The following is a 23476-nucleotide window of genomic DNA, read 5'->3' as shown; positions in this document are numbered from 1 at the left end:
CCACTCAGGAAGGGTGGCGATGATAGCCTAGGGCTCGAGAACCTTCAAGACTTCTTCGAGTTCTGTAATCATTTGACGAATCAACTGACGGGCCTGGGTAGCGTCATCCTTCTGATCGTCACCCGTCAGCTTGAGCTTGGCACCGCCAATGGTATAGCCCTGATCGTACAACAGGCCACGAATCTGGCGAATCGTCAGAACATCCTGACGCTGGTAATAGCGACGATTGCCCCGACGTTTTACCGGCGCCAGTTGAGGAAACTCCTGCTCCCAGTACCGCAGGACATGCGGTTTGACGCAGCAGAGTTCACTCACTTCACCAATGGTAAAATAACGTTTGCCCGGAATCGTTGGTAATTCCGCGTTATTACTCGCCTCCAGCATACGCCTCTACTTTCGTCTTCAACTTCTGGCCGGGACGGAAGGTAACGACTCTCCGGGCAGTGATCGGGATTTCTTCACCGGTTTTCGGATTCCGACCAGGACGTTGATTCTTGTCGCGCAGGTCGAAGTTACCGAAACCAGACAGTTTGACCTGTTCGTTATGGCTTAGTGCTTCTTTGATCTCGCCGAAAAACAGCTCGACCATTTCTTTGGCTTCCCTTTTATTGAGACCGACTTCCTCGAACAGCGTTTCCGCCATGTCAGCCTTGGTTAAAGCCGTCATTCACTAACTCCTTAGAACCGCTCCAAACTGCTCGCGTAAGCGACTTACTATGTCATTGAAAGCGGACTGTACTTCTTCGTCACGAAGGGTTCGGTCAGGGTGTTGCCAGACAACACCAATACCCAGACTCTTCATGCCCAGCTCAAGCCCTTTCGCCGCCTCGCCGTTCTGCCCCTGATAGACATCGAACAACACCTGACGTTGAAAGTAGTCCCCTCCGGCAGAACGCACAAGTTCGCTCACTGCCTGATAGGAAATGGACTCTTCAATAATAATAGCAAGATCTCGCCGAATTTCAGGATATCTGGAAATTGACCTGCTTTGCGGCAGATCTGTCGCCAGAACCTCGCTTAAGCGTAGTTCAAAACCGAAGACTGGGCCATTCATGTCCAGATTTTTCAGCGCAGAGGGGTGCAACTTACCGGCATAACCAATCGTTTTGCCCTCTGGGCCGCCAGACTGTTGATTTTTCGATGTTTCCTCAGAATTTCGAACAATACGGCAGCGCTGCCCCTGCTGGAAGATAGCACCGTAATGCCCATCGTCATCATCGAAAGGCTCGTAACTGATGTCCTGGTGCCCAGTTCGGGCCGCAAGCAACTGCTCGATGTTGCCTTTCATGTCGAAGAAATCGACCGGCCTGGCTTTGGCGTCACGACTTTCTGGCATCGGCGAGCCAAACAGTACACCTGCCAGCATCTTGTCCTGCACGATCCTCGCACTGACCGCCAGGTCGGCTGGGCGACCCGGTGGCCTGGCGCCAGTATCGACTACATTCACAGCCGGCTGTTGCACGGGAATGAAACGGAGACCTGTTTCAAACAGTCTCACACGGCTTTGCTGGCGGTTCTGGTTATAACGCATGGCCTGCAACAGCCCTGGCAGGAGACTCACTCGCATTTGTCCCATGTCGCTGGCAATCGGATTTGCGAGGTCAATGCCCTCGAGCGTGGGGAATAGCTTCGCCTGCTTGATGCCATCGACGAAACTGTATGTGATGGCTTCCTGAAAGCCCATCGTCAACAGCGCCTGCCGAATCTGGCCAAGCTCCCGCTGCTTTTCAGGCAGGGGCTGGAATCCAATCGCCGCTTTCGGCTTGGTCACCGGTAGCTTGTTGTAACCGTAAAGACGTGCAACCTCTTCGATGATGTCGACTTCACGACGAACATCGAAACGGTGCGCTGGCACGTTAAAACGCCAGCCCTCCTTGTTCACCTGCTCTACCCTGATATCGAGTAGTCCGAGCAGTTGCTCGATTTCGTCACGGCTAAGCTGAAGTCCCAGCAAATCAGCAACATACTGCTCGCGCACACTCACCGGCGGGCGCGCCGGCATAGTCGCGGTATCCAGCTGGATATCGATCGGACCCGGTTCACCACCGCAGATATCGATGAGCAGCTGCGTCGCCCGATGGACGGCGCGCTCCTGATGGTCGGGGTCGACGCCGCGTTCAAAACGATGCGAGGCATCTGTATGCAGACCATAATGCCGGGCTCGGCCAGCCATGGGCACCGGCGCGAAAAAAGCGCACTCGAACAGAATATTTTTGGTCTGCGATGTCACGCCGCTGTTCAATCCACCCATGATGCCAGCCAGGGCCAGCGGTCCATTGGCATCAGCGATGACCAGGCTGCTGTCCGTGAGATCGATACTGGTCTCATCGAGCAGCGTCAGCGTTTCTCCAGCCGCCGCATGCCGAACCTGCAGCTCGCCATTCAATACATCAAGATCGAAAGCATGCATGGGCTGGCCGAGTTCGAGCATGACATAATTCGTGACGTCGACAGCCGCATCTATGCTACGGATGCCCGAACGGCGGAGACGCTCGACCATCCACACCGGGGTCGGCTGGCTCAGGTCCACATTACGGACGATGCGGGAAGTAAATTTCGGGCAATCGGCGCTTGCCATGACCTTGACCGGAAAGGTTTCGTCATGAGCTGCCGCTACTTCAGCCGAGATTTTCTCGAGCAGATTCTCATCGATACGAATACGATTGACCGCGGCTACTTCACGAGCAATACCAAGCACACTCAGGCAGTCCCCACGGTTTGGCGTCAGATCAATATCAATGATGCTATCGTCGAGCTTGAGATACTGTTCGAGTGGCTTGCCAGCGGGAGCAGCCGCCGGCAACTCCATCAGACCGTCAGCGGCTTCGCTCAACTGCAGCTCCGCCTCGGAGCACAGCATCCCGGATGATTCGACACCGCGCAGCTTCGCCTTCCTGATTTTGAAGGGTTCACCTTCTGCCCCCTTCAGCGAAGCCCCGATTCGGGCAAATGGCACTTTTGTACCCACGCGGGCATTTGGTGCACCACACACTACCTGGTGAGACCCAATACCGTCACTTACAGTGCAGACGTTGAGACGATCTGCCTCAGGGTGTTTCTCCATCGCGGTAATTTCACCGACCACGACATCGGTGAACGAAGCTGCCACAGTCTCCACGGCATCGACTTCAAGGCCGGCCATGGTGATCTGGTGAACCAGCGCAGATGTGCTCAATGCCGGGTCTACCCAGTCACGCAACCACTGCTCGCTAATCTTCATTACTTGTCCTCAATACGCGGTGTCGCTTGCTAGAACTGGTTCAGGAAGCGCAAATCGTTTTCAAAAAACTGGCGGAGGTCATTCACGCCATATCGCAGCATAGCCATTCGCTCCACGCCCATGCCGAAGGCAAAGCCACGGTATTGTGTGGTATCGATACCTGAGGCTTCGAAGACGGTGGGGTGGACCATACCGCAGCCCATCACTTCCAGCCATCTGACCTGCCCCTGGTCATCCCGCCCCCACTCTATATCGACTTCCGCAGAAGGCTCTGTGAACGGAAAATAGGATGGACGGAAGCGCACTTCGAGATCGCGCTCGAAAAACTCCCTCAGGAAGGACACGATGGTGCTTTTAAGATCGGCAAAACTGACTTGTCTGTCGACCAGCAGCCCTTCCACCTGATGGAACATCGGCGTGTGCGTCTGATCGGAGTCGTTGCGGTATACCCTGCCCGGACAAATCATTCTGAACGGAGGCTTCGCAGACTCCATGACCCTGACCTGGACCGGCGAGGTGTGGGTGCGCAGCAGCGTGCCAGGATCAAAATAAAAGGTGTCGTGCATGGCACGGGCCGGGTGATGCGCCGGAATATTCAGCGCTTCGAAGTTATGATAATCATCTTCAATTTCCGGACCTTCCTCGACGCTGTAACCGCAGCGGGTGAAAAAGGCTTCGATACGCTGCATGGTGCGGGTAACCGGGTGCAGCTTGCCACTACTCTGGAACCGGCCAGGCAGTGTGATATCTATGGCTTCAGCTGAAAGCTGGGATTCTAGCGCAGCTGACTCGAGTTGGGCACGGGCCTCATTCAAGGCATGCTGAACACCGGCCTTGGCCTCATTCACACGTGCGCCAAATGCAGGTCGCTCTTCAGCGCTCATTTTACCGAGACTCGACATCAGGCCAGCAAAATGACCTTTCTTACCAAGATAATCGACCCTGATCTGCTCGAGCGCCTTCAGGTCACCCGCCTGTTGAATCGAACCCTGCGCCTCATGCAGCAAGGCTTCAAGGTTGTCCATGTGCCATCCTCATTTTTTTACCTTTGACCCAGACGAAAAAAGGGAAGAGTCGCCCCTTCCCCTTTTATCAGACATATCAGACTGCGCCCGAGGGCACTGTCCTCACATCACTGTCAGCTAATCAAGCTGCCAGTGCTGTTTTAGCCCGTTCTACGACAGCTGCAAAGCCGTCTTTCTCGTTCATGGCCAGGTCAGCAAGTACGCGACGGTCGATAACGACATTCGCAGCCTTGAGACCGGCAATCAGCTTGCTGTAATTCAGGCCGTTCATGCGTGCACCGGCGTTGATACGCGCAATCCAGAGCGCACGGAACACACGCTTCTTGGCACGACGGTCACGGTAGGCGTATTGACCCGCCTTGATAACAGCCTGCTTGGCAACCCGGAATACACGGCTTCTAGCGCCGTAATAACCCTTGGCCTGCTTTAAAATCTTTTTGTGCCGACGCCTGGCCTGCACACCACGTTTTACTCGAGCCATTTTCTATCTCCTCAACAAGCCAGCATGCGATTGATCAAAGGCACATCGCACTTCGCAACCTGCGCCATGGGACGCAAATGACGCTTACGCTTGGTACTTTTCTTGGTGAGGATGTGGCTCGTGAAAGACTGCTTGTGCTTATAGCCGTTGGCTGTCTTCTTGAACCGCTTACTCGCCGAACTCTTGGCTTTCATCTTGGGCATAACTTACTCCGCAATTTGCTCTATTCAAAAACTGCTGTGAGTCTCTCGACTACTTCTTCTTTTTAGGAGCGATCACCATGATGGCCTGACGTCCCTCGACTTTTGGTCTCGATTCGACAGTACCAATGTCGACAAGGTCCTTCTCGATACGTTCGAGAAGTTGAATGCCGAGCTCTTGGTGCGCCATTTCACGTCCGCGAAAGCGAATCGATACTTTGGCTTTATCTCCCTGCTCCAGGAAACGCATCAGGTTGCGCAGTTTTACCTGATAGTCACCTTCTTCCGTGCCTGGTCTGAACTTCATTTCCTTGACTTGCTGTTGCTTCTGCTTTTTCTTCGCAGCGGCTTTCTGCTTTTTCTCGTCAAAGATCTTCTTCCCATAGTCCATGATCTTGCCGACTACGGGGTCACCCTCAGACATCTGGACCAGATCGAGACTCTCTGCCTCCGCCGCCGATAATGCTTCCTGCAAGGAAACGATACCCATCTGTTCCCCAGAAGAGGAAATCAGTCTTACCTGGGTTGCGACGATATTCTGGTTTATTTTTGGACGTTCTTTGCCACTGCCTGCTTGGGTGCGCTTAATCGTGTATTCTCCGCTAGTTAGCTGTTCTGATCCGGAACGCCTGCGGCCATGCCGCGGCTTCTCCTACTGATATCGGCTTCGAGTCGTTGTATGAATGCCTCGATACTGTCTGAGCCAAGGTCCTCACCTGTGCGCGTACGTACCGCCACGGTGTTGGATTCGACCTCGTTATCGCCCACGACAAGAAGATAGGGAGTCCGGTCAATTGTGTGCTGGCGGATTTTAAAGCCTATCTTCTCATTTCTCAAGTCGCAGACCGCCCGAAAACCGTTTAAATTCAATTTATCGGAAATTTTCTGGCAATATTCGGCCTGATTGTCGGTGATATTCATCACTACGACCTGCTTGGGCGCCAACCAGGTGGGGAACGCACCTTCGTATTCTTCGATCAGAATACCGATAAATCGCTCAAATGAACCCAGAATGGCGCGATGCAGCATCACCGGTGTACGGCGCTCCTGGGTTTCGCTGACATACTGCGCACCTAATCTGCCGGGCATGGAGAAATCCACCTGCATGGTGCCGCACTGCCAAACCCGGCCGATACAGTCCTTGAGCGAAAACTCGATTTTCGGTCCGTAGAATGCGCCCTCGCCCGGCTGTAAATCCCAGGGCAGCCCCTTGGCGTTGAGCGCATCCTCGAGCGCCTGTTCGGCCTTGTCCCACTGTGCATCCTCACCCACCCGCTTTTCAGGCCTGGTGGAGAGCTTGTACTGCATTTCCGTAAAGCCAAAGTCGGCGTAGACGTCGTGAAGGAAATCGATGAAAGCTGCGCACTCCGCCTGAATCTGGTCTTCGGTGCAGAAGATGTGGCCGTCATCCTGCGTAAAGCCACGCACACGCATGAGGCCGTGCAAAGCGCCAGACGCTTCGTTGCGATGACATGAGCCAAATTCAGCGAGGCGAAGCGGCAATTCGCGGTGAGATCGCAGGCCCTGGTTGAAGACCTGCACGTGACCCGGACAGTTCATCGGCTTTATGGCGTAGTCGCGATCTTCCGATTGTGTGGTGAACATGTCGTCGCGGAACTTTTCCCAATGCCCGGATTTCTCCCAGAGACTGCGGTCGATCACCTGCGGCGTCTTGATTTCCTTGTAATCGCGGGCACGCTGCTGCGCACGCATATACTTCTCGACTGCCTGATAGATAGCCCAGCCGTCGGGATGCCAGAACACCATGCCTGGCGCTTCTTCCTGCATGTGGAACAGGTCGAGCTTTTTCCCGACTTTTCGATGATCCCGCTTTTCAGCTTCGGCCAGCCGATTGAGGTAGGCCTTCAGGTCCTTCTTGTTGGCCCAGGCCGTACCGTAAATACGCTGCAGCATCTCGTTATTGGAATCACCACGCCAGTAGGCTCCAGCCACGCGTGTCAGCTTGAAGGCCTTGATCTTGCCGGTACTCGGCACGTGAGGGCCGCGGCAGAGGTCGATGAAGTCACCCTGCTTGTAGAAACTGAGCGGCTCCTCACCGGGAATCGCTGCGATGATTTCCTTTTTGTAGGCCTCGCCCATCTTGTCGAACAGACTGATGGCCTCTTCCCTGTCCAGGACTGAGCGGAATACCGGCAGATCATCTTTCGACAGATCTTCCATGCGCTTCTCGATGGCTTCGAGGTCGTCTGGTGTAAACGGCCTATGGAAAGCGAAGTCGTAATAGAAGCCATCGTCGATGACCGGGCCGATGGTGACCTGTGCTTCAGGAAACAGATCCTGAACAGCCATGGCCAGCAGGTGAGCCGCGGAATGCCGAATGATGTCGAGGCCTTCCTCGTCGCGCTCGGTGACAATGGCCAGACGGGTGTCGCGGTCTATGAGAAACGAGGTGTCGACCAGGGTTTCCTGGCCATCTTCATGTATGAGTTTTCCGCCCAGGGCTGCCTTGGCGAGTCCCGGACCAATGTCTGCGGCAATATCATGCACGGTGACAGCCTGACTGAACGCGCGTTCGCTGCCATCCGGGAGTGTGATAAGCGGCATAGTGACTCTACCTCGATGTCGATTCTGTAATTCGCACAGGCGACTGTTGTCGTGACGCTTTGCGATTAAACGGCGGTGGATTCTATCAATAGAACAAGCCCGTGGCTATCATGCCAGTCAACCCTGAGCCTAAGACCTTGCATTATGCGATCAATCGCTATCTACAATCTCAAAGGCGGCGTCGGGAAAACCGCGACGGCTGTCAATCTGGCTGCACTGGCTGCCGAGTCGGGTGGCAGAACCCTGGTCTGGGATCTCGACCCCCAGGCCGCTGCAAGCTGGTATCTTCGTGCAGAACCCGTAAAAGGTTTCAAGGCTGGCAGGCTCATCAAAGGTAAGATCCCAATCGGCCAGTGTATACAGCGAACGGCTATAGCACATCTCGATGTCCTGCCGGCTGATCTGACACTCCGCAATCTGGACATCATCCTCAGGCGGGAAGCAGAACTCCATCCGGCAGACGCAGGCAGTCATGCTGCCATGGTGTTCGAAAGGTGGCTCAGCGCCCTGAGCGAAACCTATCGGCTGATCATCTTCGATTGTCCAGCCTCACTCTCGGATCTCGCGGCGACAGTGCTTCAGGTCGCCGACCTTGTCGTCATTCCCGTTATTCCGACGCACCTGTCTTTCGAGACCTATGGTCATGTGCAGCGGCTGATGACAGCAAAGAAGCTGAAACCGAAGAAACTCGTGCCCGTACTGACGATGGTCGATCGCCGCAAGCTGCTGCACCAGACCTTCTGTCGGGAAGCGAGCGAGCGTCTGGGAAGAGCGCCGATCGGGCTCATACCCTATGCCAGCGACATCGAGAAGATGGGCAACCTCAGGCAGCCGCTCCTGCAGTTTGCCCCACGCTCAGCAGCGACGCTGGCATATCGTATGCTCTGGAAGAACCTCGCAGAACTGCTCAGGCAGCAGTAACGACGAAGTCACCTTCGAGGCGACAGGTCAGCACCTGGGCGCAGTGCACTTCACTGAGCATATGAAGCCGCCCCTTGTGACGGCGCCTGAACATGCCGAGGAAACGCTGCCAGGCCTGCTCGTCGAGCTCGCACCGGGCGGTGAAGGCGTCGCGCATCGGAAGCAGATATTCGAGATTTGAACGCTGGACCACAAGATCGCCCTCCAGCTTTTCAGCTTTGAGGCGAACGTAGATCATCGTCCACGCCGCCAGCGTGGCCACAGAAGCTATGCTACCCCCGAAGACCGTTCCCTGATGATTGATATTCGGCGGGAAAGGTGCGGAGAGGGTGATGGCGGTTTCACTCTGCTCAAGCACCTCGACCCCCATGGCCTGGCTGATCGGGATGTGCGTGTGGAGATAATCGACGATTGCTGCCTTGTCCATTGTGGAAGATCTCATCTGCCGCTATTGCCTCACCAGTCCTGCCTCACGAAAGTAGCGTGCTGCGCCGGGATGAGTCGGGGTTGCAAGACGTTCACTGGCCATGTCCTGAATGCGCAGGTTTGCCAGCGCTGGATGGCGCTGCCTGAAGCCTTCAAAGTTTTCGAAGACAGCCTTGACCAGTCGGTACACGGTTTCTTCATCGGTAGCGGCATCGGTCACTAACACTGCGCCAACACCGAAGGTGGGCGTAGCCTCGTCATTATGACGATACATCGACGCTGGGATGGCGGATTCCCGGTAGTAAGGAAAGGCGGAGGTGAGCGATTTCACCATTTGCTGGCTCAAGGGAATCAAACGGCTCTTGCACAGTGTCGTGACCTCCTTGACCGCACCATTGGGATGCCCGACTACATAAAGCATGACGTCGATCTTTCCCCGGCACAGAGCGTCAGGCTGATCGACTGCTGGCAGCTCGGTTGTTTCACTGAAATCACTGAAACTCCAGCCAAGGTGGCCGAGAAGAATTTCGATGGTGGCCCGTTGGCCGGAACCCCGGCTACCGACATTGACACGCCTGTTTTTGAGATCGTCCAGGTCACGTATGGGCGAATCGGCCCGCACGACTGCGGTAAAGGCTTCGGGATGAAGACTGAAGACCGAACGCAGTGATTTCTGCGCCGGCATTGTGTCATTACCGTGGTAGGCATTGTGCTGCCAGTCGGTCTGGACGATGGCGAAGGAGACTTCCCTGCGGGCAAGGGCTTCGAGGTTGGCAATACTGCCATCGGTACTTTCGATGAAACAGCGAGTACCATCGCCTCGATACACCTGATTGACCAGCCGGCAGATAGCGCCGCCTGCAGGAAAATACACGCCTGTCTCATTGCCGGTAGCAATGGTAATGGTCGGTGTATCAACCGGTGCGACTGAAGACTCCGTCTGTGCATGCGCGGCGCCATGGAGGGCCGCTATCAGTAGCAGGCATGACAGCAGTCGATACCGCCACCTGCCTGCCCCAAACCGTCTCTCCATGACAGACCATCTCCATCGGATAGATTAACTGGCTACCTGCGCTGCCTTGGCCTTCGCCACCATCTGGTCAGGACGGAGCAGGAAGCGGGCCAGCGCTGGCAGCAGCCAGATGGCACCGATCATGTTCCAGATAAACATGAAGAACAACAAGAGCCCCATGTTAGCCTGGAATTTGATCGGACTCAGTATCCAGGTGCAGACGCCAATACCCAGGGTGATACCAGTGAAGATAACGGCCTTACCGGTGCTGCGCAAGGTCTCGAAATAGGCGTTCTGCAGGGAGCGCCCCTGCAGCAGGAAGTGCTCGAACTTGGCATAGATATATATACCGTAATCGACACCTATACCAACACCCAGCGCGATGACCGGCAGCGTTTCCACCTTGATACCAATGCCCAGCTGCGCCATGAGGGCCTCACAGAGCACCGAAGTCAGGCCAAGCGGGATGACGATACAGAGCACAGCACGAATGGACCGGAAAGTAATGAAACACAATATGCTGACTACGGCATAGACGAAGACGAGCATCATGTTCTTCGCGTCGCTGATCACCTCATTGGTAGCTGCATCCACGCCAGCGTTACCCGCGCCGAGCAGGAACTGGAAATCGTCCTGTGGGTTTTCTGCCACATAGTCTTCAACCACGCCAACCACACGCTGCAGTGTTTCTGCCTTGTGATCCTCGAGGAAGGCCAGCACCGGCGTCAGGCTACAATCAGAATTGATGAGACCTGACGGTGCACGTTGAACTGACGAGTTGATGACCTGCTGGTTACGCGACAGTTCAGACCACTTGAAGTTACCTTCGTTAAAGGCCTTCGTCACAATCTTCGAGACGGTCACGATGGAAGCGGTGGACTCCACGCCGGGCGTGTTTTCAAGACGCCACTGCAGATCGTTCATCGCCGCCATGACCGGATAACTCGAGCAACGTTCAGGCTCGGTCGTGACCATAATCACTAGCACATCCGAACTCGTGCTGTAGTTTTCCATCATGAACTGATTGTCCATGTTGTATCGGCTGTCTGCCCGCAGTTCAGGGGCACCCGGATCCAGGTCACCGACCTTGAGATCCTGCTTCAGATAGAAGCCGAGTCCCGTGCCTATCAGGGCTATCAGAATTGAAACGGGCGCAACAGACGGGTGAGCGAATTTCGACATCCAGTGCCATTTGCGATCGTGACGCTCATCATGGTTCTGCACGTAGCGCACACCGCTCTTGCTGATGCCGACATAGGACAGCAAGACAGGATGCAGAACCAGGTTGGTGACGATGACTACGGCCACGCCAATACTCGCCGATATTGCCAGGTCACGAATGACGTCAATTTCGATAAACAGCAGCGTGAGAAAGCCTATCGCATCACTCAGCAGTGCAATCATACCGGGCACATACAACCCTCGGAAGGCACGCTTGGCTGATTCGTAAGCGTTATGACCATCTGCACTTTCGACGGCCATCGCGTTGACGATCTGCACACCGTGACTGATGCCCACCGCGAAGACCAGGAAAGGCACCAGCACCGAATAGGGGTCCAGGCCAAAGCCCAGCAGCTTGAGTATGCCGAGCTGCCAGAAGACGGCAATGATAGACGAGAAAATAGGCGTCAGCGTGCCTGACCAGCAGCGGGAATACAGCAACAGCAGTACGAAAGTCAGGCCAATGGTCACCAGGAAGAACAGACCAATCGACTGTATTCCGTTGATCAGATCACCAACTTTCTTGGCGAAACCGACAACGTGGATATCAATATTCGGGTTGTCTGCACCGTACTTCTGTCTGATCTTTTCTTCGATTGCGTTCCCGAATGCCTGATAGTCCAGGGTTTCACCGGTCTCTGGATTCTTCTCGAGCAGGGGTGCGGAAATGATGGTGGACTTGAAATCATCTGCGACCAGGCGCCCAATCTCGCCAGAGCGCTGGATATTCTGTTCAAGTGCATTCAGTCGGGTAGCATCCCAGCCGTCGCCACCAGGAATCACGGTGCCGCCCTGGAATCCTTCTTCAGTCACTTCCACCCAGCGGGTATTTGGCGTCCAGATACCCTGCACTCCAGCGCGATCGACACCGTTCAGGAAGAACACCTCGTCGGTGACCTTCTCGAGCAGGTCCATATACTCCTCGGTGAAGATATCGCCGTCTTTCACGGCCACAGCTATCCTGATCGAATTACCAAGGTTCGACAGATCCGCCCTGTGCTCCATCATGTTCTTGATGTAGGGGTGCTCGAGCGGAATCAGGCGCTCGAAACTGGCATCGGGCTTGATCTGGACGGCGTGATAGCCAAAGAACGCTGTAAGCAGCGCAAAGATGACCAGGATGATCGGCCGACTACCGAATATCAGCCGCTCCAGCAAAGGCTCTGCTTTCGGAGTGGTAATATAATGTTCGCCCTTGTCGTGCAGCGGATTAGACATAACGAGCCCTTCGAGAAGTTCTTATATTGGAATTCGATTTAAATCTTGCTGATACCGTTCATGATACTGACGCCGCTTTCGCCAGTGATGAGAACCTTGTCCTCATTGACGATCCACGCGGAAGTCAGCGACAGACGATCATCACGGATGCGCGCCCGAAATGTTCGCCCATGATCCGAGCTGAAGAGCATGACGCCGGAGTTACCAACCACCACGATACGTCCTGAGCTCTGCGCCATGCCGCCGGTCAGTGTCGCGTCGGTCTGCGAATTGACCTCATCCCAGCTTTCACCGTTATCGGTTGAGAGAAACATGTTGCCACGCAGGCCAAGCAGAAGGACTTCGTTGACATTGCCGGTACCGGTGACCGCAAAGAAGGAGCCATCATAGGGACTTTCCATGGTTTGCCAGGTATCGCCTGCATCGACTGACCGGAACACGATACCGCCTTCACCAGCGATGTATATCGTTCCGCCAGCCACCTGATTGATGGCATTGAGATGGAAGCGATCAAGATTGTCGATATTGCCCGAGTAGTTCTGCCAGGTCTCGCCGCCATCTTCGGTTTTGAAGAAAAAGCCATACGAACCTACTGCGAAACCACGCTGACTGTTCTGAAACCAGACATCGAGCAGTGGCTTGGTTGGGCCGAGTTTGGCGTCTTCCTGCGCATCCTCGAGGTTGTATTGTGCATCCTCCAGCTGTATCTCCAACTCGGACATGGAGCCAGCGTCTTCCGCTGAAGCATCGGCATCGGCGCCGTCCTCTTGAGCAGCCAGTGCAGCTTCCAGTTCTTCGATAATGGATTTGGACTCGGTGATCACCAGCTCGTTGGCATCGTCTCCATCGAACTGTTTCGTCCAGGTCCTGCCAGAGTCACTAGAGTGAAGAATGATACCGCTGTGCCCAACAGCCCAGCCGTTCTCCGCATCAGGAAAATGCACGGCTGTGAGCAGCACGTTCACCGGAACGTCGGCCTGCTCCCAGGTCTTTCCGCCATCGTCGGAATAGATGATGTGGCCCCGCTGCCCGACGGCAACCAGACGATCACCAGCACTACTCACATCAATCAACAGGGTGGAAGTGACAAGATCACTCTGGATGGCTGGCTTGGTGAGTGGCTCGGCCGCAATGGCCGCGGCCGGCATGGCACTGGCCAATGCCGTCGCCAATGAAACACCCAGGCCGGCCTTGCGTAGCCAGAACTTCGCTGTAGTTGCTGAACTCATTTATTATTCCTGTATGCAGCGGGAGTTAACACAGTACTATCTGCCGCGGCGGCGCAGTGCCTGCGGACTGAAGTAACGTCTTGATGGAGCCTCTCCAGTGAACATCTTTGCTGTTTTTTCTTCAGAGTCCATACCTTGCACGTGATAGCGCATGGACCGCAAATCATAAAATGCGTCTACAGTGGTCCACGTAGTCGGCAGCTCATAAAAATTCTTGAGATGCGCCATGCTGACACGCCAGAGTTCATCCCGCGTGTCATATTGATCGACCATGGCCACGTTCCAGCTATCGGCATCAATGTAGAATACACGCTTGCCGTAGATATGGCGCTCCCCTTTCTTCAGCTTGGCTTCTACCACGTGAACACGTTGTTTCTCGAAGCGCAGCAAATCCGGGTTCAGATGGCTGTTATCCAGCAGCTGATCATAGGTGACATCACCTTGCGACAGCTTATAGCTGTTGTAGGGAATATACATTTCGCGTATGCCCATGTATTTCCAGTCATAGCGATCCGGGCTGCCGTTGTACATGTCCGTGTCATCTGCTGTACGAAGGCCTTCGGCATCTGCGATAGGTGAATCGTACGCAAGATTGGGTGCCTTGCGGACCCTGCGCTGACCGGAATCGTAGCCCCAGGCCTGTCGCGGCTCCTTGACCTGATCGACTGTTTCGTGAATCAGGACGGCGCCTCCAGCCTTACGTGCCGGGGCAATGTTGAACGACAGATAATAAAACAGGATGTTGTCCAGTGTCTTTGCAGAGCCTTCCGGATTGTAATAGTTGAAATAGACTTCCTGCTGTGAGGTAACGAGGGTGTATTCGCCATTCCGTTGTACAGCAACATCACTGGCCTTTCTGGTCACAAAAATACCGCGATAGCGGGTGATATGATTCCAGATCGCTTGCAAGCCTTTTTGTTCATCAGTGCCGTCAAGTATCGGAAATGGCACGCCACCGTAAGCGCCCTTGATACCATTACCCCCATCGACGAGCTGCGCTGACTTCGCATTCTCAAAAGTATTTTCATAGACCCACTTTGGCGCAGCATGCGTGCGGTGACTGGTATACACCGGCACCTTGAAGGAGCTGGCGTAGGTCTTCACCATAGCCTGGAGACCATCCGACATGGCAGGCGCATATTTGGCAAGGTTGGTCGAGTCTATGGTAAAGAGAGGCTTCTCATCGGCGAAGGGGTTCGGATGATGCTGCCCCGGTCGCTCATAATCTTTGGGAGCTTCCGTAATGCCGCCCGTCCAGGCTGGAATATCTTTGCCATTTCCCTTTCGAGGTGCGCCGTACGGAGTGAGTTCGTCCTTTAGCTTCGCAGCTTCTGCATCAGATACCTTCGCCTGCGCCGGCATTTGAGCCGTTAGGACAACGAGGGCTGCACATGAAAGCTTTAACAGTGTTCGAGAGGGTAGCGACCGGTTCATAAAAGTCATGCTGCTATGTATTCCTGACAATTGTGAGGGACCTGGCACCGGAGGAGACGATTCACGAAGTCCAGACGGTACCCAACTTCCATAGCTTAGACCAGCACCGTAGTTTGTCCACGGCGGAGGCGTCGACCCCAGCCGTGGCAAACAGACAAATCAGCTACCTTTTGACGTTTCCTGAAGTGATTTATATACGATCTCGTAAAGATCTTTCGATATTTCCGTACCTTCAACCGGTTTAGCCAGAGCCGATAGCTCGGCTTTGAGCAAACTGCTATAGGGCTCGGCATATTTACGCCATCTGGTCAGCGGTGTAGCCATACGCGAAGCGATCTGCGGATTGTTCTGATCCAGTTCAGCTATAGTCTTGCGGATGAAGCGATAACCGGCACCGTCGGTTGCGTGAAAACAGGCCCAGTTCTGTCCGGCAAAGGTGCTGAAGAGTGAACGCAGCTTGTTCGGATTGAAGCGGCTGAACAGACGGTGTTCCGACAGTCGCTCGATATCCTCTAGAGTGCCGTAGTCCCTGGATGCGGCCTGAAGGCCAAACCAGTTATCCATGACGAGACTATCCTGCTGCCATTGATGTTCGAAAGCTTCAATGGCCTGCGCAGGGCGACTCGATTGCGACCGTGGATACCTTAGCAGCGCACGGAACCCTGCCAGTTGATCGGTCATCAGCTTTGCGGCGTCGAAGTGCTGCCAGGCCAGCTCGTCATGACCCGGCAGTCTCGAGAGCACGCCAAGACAGGTATTGCGCAGGGCTCGCAAGGCAGCCCCCTTTTCTCTTTGGCCTATATCCGCATGAGCACCCAGTTCGTCGTAGCATTGCCTGGCAGACTGCTCCAGTTGGGAACAGACCTCCAGTGTTGCCTGCTCATAACAACCGAGCGCAAGCTGTATGTCCACTTGAGGCAGCCGTTCAATCCAGGCGGAAAACTCAGGCATCTGCAGCAGAAGCGCACAGAAGGCCGGATCCTGCCGACTCGTTGATCCGGGCTTCAGGTACTGCTTCAGCGCAGTTGCATATTCCTGCAGGAAGCCCATATCGGCTTCATCGATAGCGGACCCACCCTGGCTATTCTCTCCGGCTGAAGCGCGACCGAGCACACGGTCGAACAGGCTGAGTGCAAGGATCTGCCCCGCATTCCAGCGATTGAATCCATCACTGTCATACTGCATGAGGTGGAGCAGCTCGGTGGTGTCGTAGTCATATTCGACCCGGACAGGCGCCGAAAAACCGCGGTTGAGTGAAACGACCGGCTTATGCGCAATATCCTTGAAGACCACGGTTTCTTCTGTTTCCCGCAGTTCGATCATGAGGCCATGGCCATCGCTGACGCTGGCCGTGGCAGTCGACTCCGAGGCCACCCTGGCTTCAAAATCCTTGCCGTCATCCGAAACAAGACCAATACAGAACGGAAAATGCATAGGCTGCTTCCCGGTCTGCCCAGGGGTGTCCGGAATATGCTGGCGAATCGTGAGCCGATACTCACCAGTCTTCGCATTGTAGTGATCCTTGACCTTGACGCAGGGCGTGCCGGCCTGGCTGTACCAGAGTTTGAACTGGCTCAGATCACGATCGCTCACCTCTTCCATACAGGCGACGAAATCTTCCGTAGTGACGGCCTGGCCGTCGAAGCGATCAAAATAAAGATCGCTGCCGCGCCTGAACAGCTCGTCCCCGAGCAGCAGGTGAATCATGCGGACGACTTCGGCACCCTTTTCATAGATGGTCAGGGTGTAGAAGTTGGAGATCTCCATATAGCTCTCAGGACGCACAGCGTGTGCCATGGGACCTGCGTCTTCAGCAAACTGCGCGGTGCGTAGAAAGCGCACATGCTCGATACGGTTGACGACCGGCGAATGCATGTCTGCGCTGAAGCAGGCATCGCGATACACGGTGAAACCTTCTTTCAGACTCAACTGGAACCAGTCGCGACAGGTGACCCGGTTGCCCGACCAGTTATGGAAATATTCGTGAGCCACGATCGACTCGACGCGATCGAAGCTGGCATCACTGGCTGTGGCTGTGTCAGCCAATACGCAACTTGAGTTAAAGATATTGAGGCTCTTGTTCTCCATTGCGCCCATGTTGAAGTCATCAACCGCCACGATATTGAAGAGATCGAGATCATATTCACGTCCATAGCGCTCCTCATCCCAGCGCATGGCCTTCTTGAGGCTATCGAGGGCGTGACGGCACTTTCCGCTATTGCCTGGATCGACATAGATATGGAGGTCAATGTTACGGCCGGACATCGTGGTAAAGCTGTCCTCTACCCTGTCGAGCGTGCCCGCCACCAGTGCGAACAGATAACTCGGCTTGCGGAAGGGATCTTCCCAGATGGCACGATGTCGATTCTCCCCGACAGGCTCTTCCCCGATCAGGTTACCGTTGCTGAGCAGAACCGGATACTTCTCACGGTCTGCCTCGATGGTGCAGCGATAGGTCGCCATGACGTCCGGCCGGTCGAGGAACCAGGTGATGCTTCTGAAGCCTTCGGCCTCGCACTGCGTACAGAACAGATTTTTGGAGCGATACAGGCCTTCGAGCCGGGTATTGTCCTGTGGCCTGATGCGGCTGACGGTTTCCAGCACGAAAGGCTGCGCCATCTCGGTACGATGCGTGATCAGCATGCCGTTTTCATCGATACGAAAGTCCTGCTCGGTGAGGCGCGTACCGTTGATAGTGACACTGACGAGCTCAAGTGATTCGCCATGCAGCCAGAGATCAGCCTTCGCTTCCGCCTTGGCAGCCTGAATATTCAGTGTTCCAGTGACCATCGCATGGTCTTCATGCAGGTCGACATACAGGTCGACGGTGTCGATGGTATAGGCAGGCGGCGTATAGTCACGCAGGTAGACCGCCTGATTCTGCGAAGCCTTTGCCGCGTCGGCATCTGGCCCGGGCGCTGCGTCCGGGAGCTCAGGTTGGGTCAGTTTCGGTGCAGTCGCAGTAGGCTCTGGGCTGACGCTCAATGTCGTTCTCCTGTCTGTTTAATGGTGAGGATCTGTTCGGCCTGCGTCCCGCACGCCATTTCCTTTTTACCGCCGACATAACCAGTACGTCTTTCATCTGGAAAATTATTGATGTGTTCGTAGCGGATGATGGCTTCCATGCATAGCGCCTTCTGTTCCTGGGTCAGCTGATTGCCATCGGGCCAGCGGCCAAGTTGAAGCGAGCTTCTCAGTGCCTCATACACATCTGGGGTTATCTGTTTGAGAAGAGTCTGCAGATCCATTCTGTTTTCCTGGGCTAACGCTTGAATTAACGGTCAGTGAAGCGGAGCACCCCTGACGGGCGGCTGTCTGACAAGTGAAGAACAGGCCTGCCACAGAACACCGCTGAGGAAGCCAACGAAGTGGGCTGTATCGGCCATATAGACATCGAACAGCTCACTGAGATTACTAAGGCCAAAAGCCATACCGACAACGGCCAGGATGACGAAGCCGGACGGCCCCCACACTGGATTGCCTTTATCGAGTACGAGCGCCACGGCATGCACGCCCACCAGGGCGTAAACAACACCTGAAAAGCCAGCAAAAGCGGCGCCGTGAAACAAGTATTGCGCCAGGTTGCTGACCAGCGCTGACGTAATCATCAGCAAGAGCATCCATAACCGGCCGTGCATCAACTCGATTGCCCGGCCGAAGACGAAGAGGCCTAGTGCGTTCCCTACGAGATGGAGTACGCCGAGGTGCGTCAGTGCAGGTGACAGAGGACGCCACACCTGCCCGTCCATCAGGACCAGCCAGAGCACCTCCCAGCGCTGGGCAAGCCCGTCGACCCCATACAGCGAGGGCGGGACCATGTAGAAGTCGTCCTGCGAGGGAAAGCGACCGAAGCCGGTCCAGGCGCCCACGAGCAGCAACAGCGCCAGTGTCAGCCAGACCAGAGGGAAGCGGGCTGTGCTGACCAGTATCGTGGTCGAGAGCGAATCTCCGGAACGGGTTTTCGCGCGCTTCGTACGCAAATGCGTGACTTCGGCATCAACCTGCTGGCGAATTTCAGCGCTGCTACTGTAGCGGCTGAAGGCCTCCCTGACTTTGGACACCAAGGCTTCGTCTTCGACCCAGATACTCTGCAGGCCATTCTGCTCAATGACTCTTACAGGCACTCCATTGAGTCTCAACGATTCGTACAACGCGCTTATATCAGTTTCGATGTCGAGTTCTAGTGCCTTGAACATGGCGCGCCTACCATTGTGATTCCTTGCCGACGTCTACCCAGACAAACTTGTCTTCACTGATTTCACTTTCGTCATCGAGCCGATAGGCGACCAGCTTGCCGTATTTTACGGCGCTGTAATCCAGGCAGCAGATATTCGGACGAATACGCCTCGGCTTCCCGGTGAGCCAGTAATGTCCGATAAAGAGCATGGGCTCGTCAGGTCCGTAATACGTCAACTGGTCCTGCTCCGCAATCGTCAGCGGCCGGTCTTCCACACTTTCAGGCAGCGCATCTGGCTGAAAGACCACATCGCCATAAGTCTGGGGATCTGTAGCCCAGTATTTCGTTCTGAAAAAGTCACGGACAAAGCCATCGCCACCAGCAATGCGAACGCCATCTGGCAGCTGAAGATCGGTTCCCCGGGTCAGCCGGTCCATGACCTTGTGTTCATACGAGCTAGGGTCTGCCGAAGCCTTGAGAAAATTCAGATCGATACAGCCACTGGGGTAGCGCTGGAGGAACTGGCTGATCAGCTCATTGTCCCAGCACGCATGAACCACCCGGAAATGGCCGAAATCCAGCAACAGCGGCAGGCTCATGAACCAGTCGAGATAACCGGCCCACTCGTCGGGATGCAAGGCAAACTGCTCCAGTGTTTCCTTGATTAGCCTGTCGTTACGCGGCGTGCGCTTACGCAGATAGCGTTTTTCCGCACCGACGCCGTCAGTCGTGCAGTAGCTCAGTGCATTATATTCATGGTTGCCCATGATGACATGGGCCTCGCCAGCATCCGCCATCGCCTTCACAGTACTGAGCGCTTCGCGAATACGAGGCCCTCTGTCGATGATATCGCCAACGAAAATGGCTTTCCTCGATGGATGGCGGTAGCAGCCATCCCGGCGGGTATAGCCGAGCTTTTCCAGCAGACGAAGCAGCGTGAGCCCGCAGCCATGAATGTCGCCAATCAGGTCATAGCCTTCGCAGGCACTGGTGTCAGCCACAGCTGCTCCCAACGGCTCCGCCAAGGCTAGAAACCTCCCAGATGCCCGGACCAGCCAAGTTTTTCGCGACAGATCTGATAGAAATCGTGCGACTCAGGATGGATGAGGCGCAGCTTCTGAGGCTTCTTGCTGATAGTGACAGTATCGCCTGGGGCACAATTGATGTGGGTCTGACCATCACAACTGATATGCGGATAGGTCTGGTTGTCTTCACCGATCAGGATCTTGATCTCGCTATTGCCGTCGACGACGATGGGTCGTGAACTCAGGGTATGTGGATACATGGGAACCAATACGACGGCATCCAGCTTCGGGTGCATTATCGGCCCACCGGCAGACAGCGCATAAGCCGTTGATCCGGTCGGCGTGGCGACAATAAGACCGTCCGAGCGCTGGCTGTTGACGAACTGGCCTTCGATATTCAGCTCGAAACTGATCATGCGGGTACTCTTGCCCGGATGCAGCACGATGTCGTTGAGCGCCAGGCCGGTTCCGATCGGTTCACCATTCCGACGAACCAAGGCACCGATCAGGAAGCGATACTCCGAGACATATTTACCCTTGAGCACTTCAAGTATTTCGGCTTCAGCCGTATTCGGCGAGATATCCGTCAGAAAGCCCAGGCGACCCCGGTTAACGCCGAGTACCGGCACATCGGAACCTGCCAGCGCTCGAGCAGCCCCAAGGAGACTACCATCGCCGCCGACCACGATGACCAGGTCGCAGCTCTGACGCATCATTTTCGCCGTTGATACCTGGGCTGAGTGGCCGGGCATCACGTTGGCGATACCATCGTCCAGAATCACAGAATAGCCCTGTTGGCTCAGAAACCTGTTGATGCGCCTGACGGTATCGATTACCTGCACCGATCCCAGCCTGCCTATCAAGCCGATGTTTCTGAACTGATCCATGTGTCTGTCTACTCCAGGATGACGGGAAGGGCTGGTGTCTGAAGGCCGCCGGTATGAATGATGACGTGTCGGCGCTGGTCTTGTGCGACCCCTTCGAGTGCCACCCGTGCAACCTTGCAGGTATACACAGGATCGAGCCGGATACCATACTCTCTATCGAAGTCTGAAATAAAGTCTCTTAACCAATCTGTCATGCGGCCAAAGTTGCCGGTATCGGTGGTGGTATCGAGCCACCAGTCGCACTCGATCGGACTACCCTGTTCTGCCAGGACATTAGTCACTGCTGTCTGCAACCAAAGTCCAAACCGGCCTGCCGGCACGCCTACGATTCGGCAGTGCTCATTGGCTTCAAAGATAAAGCCCGCCATCGTGGCCCCAGTGCCTGCGCCAAGATACAAGGTGACAGGATTAGCTGCGTCAGGTCGGAGCGCGTCGATTATGCTCCGGGCCCACTCACGAACGCCTTTGACAGCTGCAGCATTGCTGCCACCCTCCGGCAGAAGCCAGACCTGATGCGGCTCGAAGCCGAGTCGCTGCGGCAGCCCCTGCCACTGCCGTTCGCGTTCTGCCCGAAAGTCCACACGATCGAGATGATGCAGCCTCATGCCAAGACTGTGCAGACTGTCAATGGTCGGGGTACTTGAGTAATCGAGGCCGCGGATGAAGCCGTGGACCGGCAAGTTGCGTCTGGAACAGGCATGCGCCAATGCGTGCAGATGATTGGACCAGGGGCCGCCCACAGATATCACAGGTGGACAGGGCGAACCTTGCTGCGGGAGATTGTAGCGAAGCTTGAAGTGCTTGTTACCCTCGCCTGCTGCGCCTATGCAATCACCACGGACGATGAGCAGGCGGCCATGCCCGAGTTCGGGAAAGCTCGGGCTGGCGGGTATATTCTGAATCAGAGGTTCAGAGTTCGACCTTATGGGCCGCGCAGCGATTGTCTTCTCCATGCTCATAGTCAGCGGGCACGGTTACCCGTTCCACTGTTTTTCCACAGACTTCGCAGAGCGGCGTTTCGTAATGCTCCAGCCAGTGTTTGTAATTCTGTTCGGTCACGAAACAGCGGCTTGCGGCGTAAGCCAGAGGCTTCTCGGAATAGGTTTTCAGATCTGCTGCTGGCAGCGTGAGATGTCCTGCACCGGGATGGTAGACCACGAACACGACGTCGAGCTCCGACAACCTGGTGATAATTTCCATGTCGTCGTGATCTTCAAGTTGCGCCTGTGCAGTCTGGATTTCCGCCCTGAGCTGCTCTTCTCGCTCCGAACGCATCTGCAGTTCAGCCTCGCGGCGCTGTAGTTGCTCCTTCACGATGGAGAGTTCTGCCCGCAGGCGACTGGCATTACGGTCTTCATCAGTGCTGCCAGCCTTGCCGCTTGCAGCACTGACTGCCGCCTGCTTCTGCAGCAGCCGAATCTGCTGCTTCAGCTCGTCAACGCTTGATTGCAGCTTGAGCACCTGTTCACCACGCTCTTTCAGGCGTGCCTTGAGCTGATCACTGAGCACACTGACTTGCTGAAGCTTCTGCTCAAGCACCTGGGTACGATTCTTGTGCGCCTGCTGCTCCAGCCGCTGTGCCCGCACGAGATCGCCAATTTCGGTTTCGTGCTGGCTCGACAGCGCCTTGATGCGCAGACGTTGATCCCGCAGCAGCCGCGCCAGCCTGGTTCGGTGATCAACGCCAGTACCATCACGCTCCGGCGTGGCCTGCAGCTCATCGCTGAAGCTGAGGGCGTCCTCATCGCTGAGCTCTTCGCTGTCTGTATCACTGTATTGATCGTGAACAGGGAGCTCACGATAGCCGGCGCTCTTCAGGCTTGGAACACCTTCGCCAGTACCTTCTGCAACGCGCTCGAAACCAAGCCGGTTGTCCTTGAGTGCTTTGCGAATGACTTGAAAGTCATTGCCGCCCGGGCGCATATCCGGATCCCACAGATCCGCAAGATGCCATGAAATCGGGCATTGACTGCGGCAGGCGAGGCGAACAGGGCCGGCTCCGAGGTCAGGCCCGGGGCCAGCTATACGTGCGAGCCGTCTGAGCGGCAGGTTCCATTCGGGATCAGCACGTCCCTCTTCGTCAAAATAGATCTTGAAAAAGACAGTGGCGCGAACCTGGAGTTGCTCATCCATGACGGCATAAACGGCAAAGGATTCGGCATCCGCAAGATCAGGCATCGGTACGACGCCATCGAGCACGGCTTCGAATTCTGCAAACCGCATCTGCCGAACCACATACTGGTCTTCCAGAAACAGCACAGCTTCGAAACCATTTATCATTTCTGCTTTGGGCATTCGATCCCCGACTTCAAAAGCACTCCGGACGACGAGAAGTCGAACCGGTCCAACAGCAAAAAAATAGCACTAAAAGCCGGGGGTGTCAGTGCCAGCTTTGTAGCCGGCACTGTGAGGGGTCTGACTTGTGACAGGGTTGG

At 55.4% G+C, this 23476-nt stretch carries 21 protein-coding genes; 1 reads left to right on the top strand and 20 read right to left on the bottom strand.

Features of this window, described 5'->3' with window-relative positions; genetic code table 11:
- Positions 1-27: 27 nt before the first annotated feature.
- The 8 genes from ABD735_RS02505 to thrS form a co-directional block, all read right to left on the bottom strand.
- On the bottom strand, positions 28-384 hold the full coding sequence (locus tag ABD735_RS02505) for a MerR family transcriptional regulator (protein WP_344802952.1): 357 nt from the start codon (positions 382-384) through the stop codon (positions 28-30).
- On the bottom strand, positions 368-667 hold the full coding sequence (ihfA, locus tag ABD735_RS02500; RefSeq protein ID WP_344802950.1) for an integration host factor subunit alpha: 300 nt from the start codon (positions 665-667) through the stop codon (positions 368-370). The genes ABD735_RS02505 and ihfA overlap by 17 nt, the downstream gene beginning before the upstream one ends.
- Before the next feature lie 3 nt (positions 668-670).
- Entirely contained in the window at positions 671-3220 is a 2550-nt protein-coding gene (pheT, locus tag ABD735_RS02495; RefSeq protein ID WP_344802948.1) for a phenylalanine--tRNA ligase subunit beta, read from the bottom strand.
- A 29-nt stretch (positions 3221-3249) separates the two neighbouring features.
- On the bottom strand, positions 3250-4245 hold the full coding sequence (pheS, locus tag ABD735_RS02490; RefSeq protein WP_344802946.1) for a phenylalanine--tRNA ligase subunit alpha: 996 nt from the start codon (positions 4243-4245) through the stop codon (positions 3250-3252).
- 121 nt (positions 4246-4366) lie between these two features.
- Positions 4367-4726 (bottom strand): 50S ribosomal protein L20, encoded by a 360-nt coding sequence (gene rplT, locus ABD735_RS02485; RefSeq protein WP_344802944.1) that lies wholly within the window; start codon positions 4724-4726, stop codon positions 4367-4369.
- 11 nt (positions 4727-4737) lie between these two features.
- Positions 4738-4929: a 50S ribosomal protein L35 gene (rpmI, locus tag ABD735_RS02480; protein ID WP_344802942.1), complete on the bottom strand. Its 192-nt coding sequence runs from the start codon at positions 4927-4929 to the stop codon at positions 4738-4740.
- 49 nt (positions 4930-4978) lie between these two features.
- Positions 4979-5473, bottom strand: coding sequence for a translation initiation factor IF-3 (gene infC, locus ABD735_RS02475; RefSeq protein WP_425548572.1), 495 nt, complete (start codon positions 5471-5473; stop codon positions 4979-4981).
- A gap of 59 nt (positions 5474-5532) precedes the next feature.
- Positions 5533-7491 carry a threonine--tRNA ligase gene (gene thrS, locus ABD735_RS02470; RefSeq protein WP_344802940.1) on the bottom strand — a complete coding sequence of 653 codons (1959 nt, stop codon included), beginning with the start codon at positions 7489-7491 and terminating at the stop codon, positions 5533-5535.
- A gap of 144 nt (positions 7492-7635) precedes the next feature.
- Between thrS and ABD735_RS02465 the strand changes: the two genes are divergently transcribed.
- The gene (locus ABD735_RS02465) at positions 7636-8412 is read left to right on the top strand and encodes a ParA family protein (RefSeq protein WP_344802938.1); all 777 of its coding nucleotides are present in this window, start codon (positions 7636-7638) and stop codon (positions 8410-8412) included.
- Here ABD735_RS02465 and ABD735_RS02460 read toward each other — a convergent pair.
- The 12 genes from ABD735_RS02460 to ABD735_RS02405 all read right to left on the bottom strand — a co-directional run bounded on the left by ABD735_RS02460 (position 8399) and on the right by ABD735_RS02405 (position 23336).
- Positions 8399-8854, bottom strand: a complete 456-nt coding sequence (locus ABD735_RS02460) for a YiiD C-terminal domain-containing protein (RefSeq protein ID WP_344802936.1) — start codon at positions 8852-8854, stop codon at positions 8399-8401. The genes ABD735_RS02465 and ABD735_RS02460 overlap by 14 nt on opposite strands.
- Before the next feature lie 6 nt (positions 8855-8860).
- On the bottom strand, positions 8861-9871 hold the full coding sequence (locus tag ABD735_RS02455; RefSeq protein ID WP_344802934.1) for a TAXI family TRAP transporter solute-binding subunit: 1011 nt from the start codon (positions 9869-9871) through the stop codon (positions 8861-8863).
- Between the two features lie 24 nt (positions 9872-9895).
- Entirely contained in the window at positions 9896-12289 is a 2394-nt protein-coding gene (locus tag ABD735_RS02450) for an efflux RND transporter permease subunit (protein WP_344802932.1), read from the bottom strand.
- 38 nt (positions 12290-12327) lie between these two features.
- Positions 12328-13518 (bottom strand): WD40/YVTN/BNR-like repeat-containing protein, encoded by a 1191-nt coding sequence (locus ABD735_RS02445; protein ID WP_344802930.1) that lies wholly within the window; start codon positions 13516-13518, stop codon positions 12328-12330.
- A gap of 36 nt (positions 13519-13554) precedes the next feature.
- Positions 13555-14961 carry a DUF1329 domain-containing protein gene (locus ABD735_RS02440; RefSeq protein WP_344802928.1) on the bottom strand — a complete coding sequence of 469 codons (1407 nt, stop codon included), beginning with the start codon at positions 14959-14961 and terminating at the stop codon, positions 13555-13557.
- 150 nt (positions 14962-15111) lie between these two features.
- On the bottom strand, positions 15112-17937 hold the full coding sequence (gene pepN / locus ABD735_RS02435; protein WP_344802926.1) for an aminopeptidase N: 2826 nt from the start codon (positions 17935-17937) through the stop codon (positions 15112-15114).
- Positions 17934-18200 (bottom strand): YeaC family protein, encoded by a 267-nt coding sequence (locus ABD735_RS02430; RefSeq protein WP_344802924.1) that lies wholly within the window; start codon positions 18198-18200, stop codon positions 17934-17936. The genes pepN and ABD735_RS02430 overlap by 4 nt, the downstream gene beginning before the upstream one ends.
- Positions 18201-18233: 33 nt before the next feature.
- Positions 18234-19148, bottom strand: coding sequence for a rhomboid family intramembrane serine protease (locus ABD735_RS02425; RefSeq protein ID WP_344802922.1), 915 nt, complete (start codon positions 19146-19148; stop codon positions 18234-18236).
- Positions 19149-19155: 7 nt separating this feature from the next.
- Positions 19156-20130: a metallophosphoesterase gene (locus ABD735_RS02420; RefSeq protein WP_344802920.1), complete on the bottom strand. Its 975-nt coding sequence runs from the start codon at positions 20128-20130 to the stop codon at positions 19156-19158.
- Positions 20131-20156: 26 nt separating this feature from the next.
- Complete coding sequence (locus tag ABD735_RS02415; RefSeq protein WP_344802918.1) at positions 20157-21041, bottom strand: NAD(+) kinase; 885 nt, start codon at positions 21039-21041, stop codon at positions 20157-20159.
- An 8-nt stretch (positions 21042-21049) separates the two neighbouring features.
- Positions 21050-21994 (bottom strand): 1-aminocyclopropane-1-carboxylate deaminase/D-cysteine desulfhydrase, encoded by a 945-nt coding sequence (locus ABD735_RS02410; protein WP_344802916.1) that lies wholly within the window; start codon positions 21992-21994, stop codon positions 21050-21052.
- Positions 21951-23336, bottom strand: coding sequence for a DNA repair ATPase (locus tag ABD735_RS02405; protein WP_344802914.1), 1386 nt, complete (start codon positions 23334-23336; stop codon positions 21951-21953). Before ABD735_RS02405 ends, ABD735_RS02410 begins: the two co-directional genes overlap by 44 nt.
- Positions 23337-23476 lie beyond the last annotated feature (140 nt).

Origin of the sequence: Allohahella marinimesophila (assembly GCF_039538005.1) — a bacterium.
GTDB classification, from domain to species: Bacteria; Pseudomonadota; Gammaproteobacteria; order Pseudomonadales; family Oleiphilaceae; genus Allohahella; species Allohahella marinimesophila.
Note: the sequence above shows the minus strand (reverse complement) of the source record. Positions and strands in the feature narration are given on the sequence as shown.

What these genes read in the sequence shown, in the direction of transcription:
- thrS (WP_344802940.1), bottom strand. Translation starts at nt 7,491, where the DNA reads ATGCCGCTTATCACACTCCCGGATGGCAGCGAACGCGCGTTCAGTCAG.
- pheT (WP_344802948.1), bottom strand. Translation starts at nt 3,220, where the DNA reads ATGAAGATTAGCGAGCAGTGGTTGCGTGACTGGGTAGACCCGGCATTG.
- ABD735_RS02505 (WP_344802952.1), bottom strand. Translation starts at nt 384, where the DNA reads ATGCTGGAGGCGAGTAATAACGCGGAATTACCAACGATTCCGGGCAAA.
- ABD735_RS02425 (WP_344802922.1), bottom strand. Translation starts at nt 19,148, where the DNA reads ATGTTCAAGGCACTAGAACTCGACATCGAAACTGATATAAGCGCGTTG.
- ABD735_RS02455 (WP_344802934.1), bottom strand. Translation starts at nt 9,871, where the DNA reads ATGGAGAGACGGTTTGGGGCAGGCAGGTGGCGGTATCGACTGCTGTCA.
- ABD735_RS02405 (WP_344802914.1), bottom strand. Translation starts at nt 23,336, where the DNA reads ATGCCCAAAGCAGAAATGATAAATGGTTTCGAAGCTGTGCTGTTTCTG.
- ABD735_RS02465 (WP_344802938.1), top strand. Translation starts at nt 7,636, where the DNA reads ATGCGATCAATCGCTATCTACAATCTCAAAGGCGGCGTCGGGAAAACC.
- ABD735_RS02445 (WP_344802930.1), bottom strand. Translation starts at nt 13,518, where the DNA reads ATGAGTTCAGCAACTACAGCGAAGTTCTGGCTACGCAAGGCCGGCCTG.
- ABD735_RS02410 (WP_344802916.1), bottom strand. Translation starts at nt 21,994, where the DNA reads ATGGAGAAGACAATCGCTGCGCGGCCCATAAGGTCGAACTCTGAACCT.
- ABD735_RS02440 (WP_344802928.1), bottom strand. Translation starts at nt 14,961, where the DNA reads ATGACTTTTATGAACCGGTCGCTACCCTCTCGAACACTGTTAAAGCTT.
- ihfA (WP_344802950.1), bottom strand. Translation starts at nt 667, where the DNA reads ATGACGGCTTTAACCAAGGCTGACATGGCGGAAACGCTGTTCGAGGAA.
- rplT (WP_344802944.1), bottom strand. Translation starts at nt 4,726, where the DNA reads ATGGCTCGAGTAAAACGTGGTGTGCAGGCCAGGCGTCGGCACAAAAAG.
- ABD735_RS02460 (WP_344802936.1), bottom strand. Translation starts at nt 8,854, where the DNA reads ATGAGATCTTCCACAATGGACAAGGCAGCAATCGTCGATTATCTCCAC.
- ABD735_RS02415 (WP_344802918.1), bottom strand. Translation starts at nt 21,041, where the DNA reads ATGGATCAGTTCAGAAACATCGGCTTGATAGGCAGGCTGGGATCGGTG.
- pheS (WP_344802946.1), bottom strand. Translation starts at nt 4,245, where the DNA reads ATGGACAACCTTGAAGCCTTGCTGCATGAGGCGCAGGGTTCGATTCAA.
- ABD735_RS02450 (WP_344802932.1), bottom strand. Translation starts at nt 12,289, where the DNA reads ATGTCTAATCCGCTGCACGACAAGGGCGAACATTATATTACCACTCCG.
- rpmI (WP_344802942.1), bottom strand. Translation starts at nt 4,929, where the DNA reads ATGCCCAAGATGAAAGCCAAGAGTTCGGCGAGTAAGCGGTTCAAGAAG.
- ABD735_RS02430 (WP_344802924.1), bottom strand. Translation starts at nt 18,200, where the DNA reads ATGGATCTGCAGACTCTTCTCAAACAGATAACCCCAGATGTGTATGAG.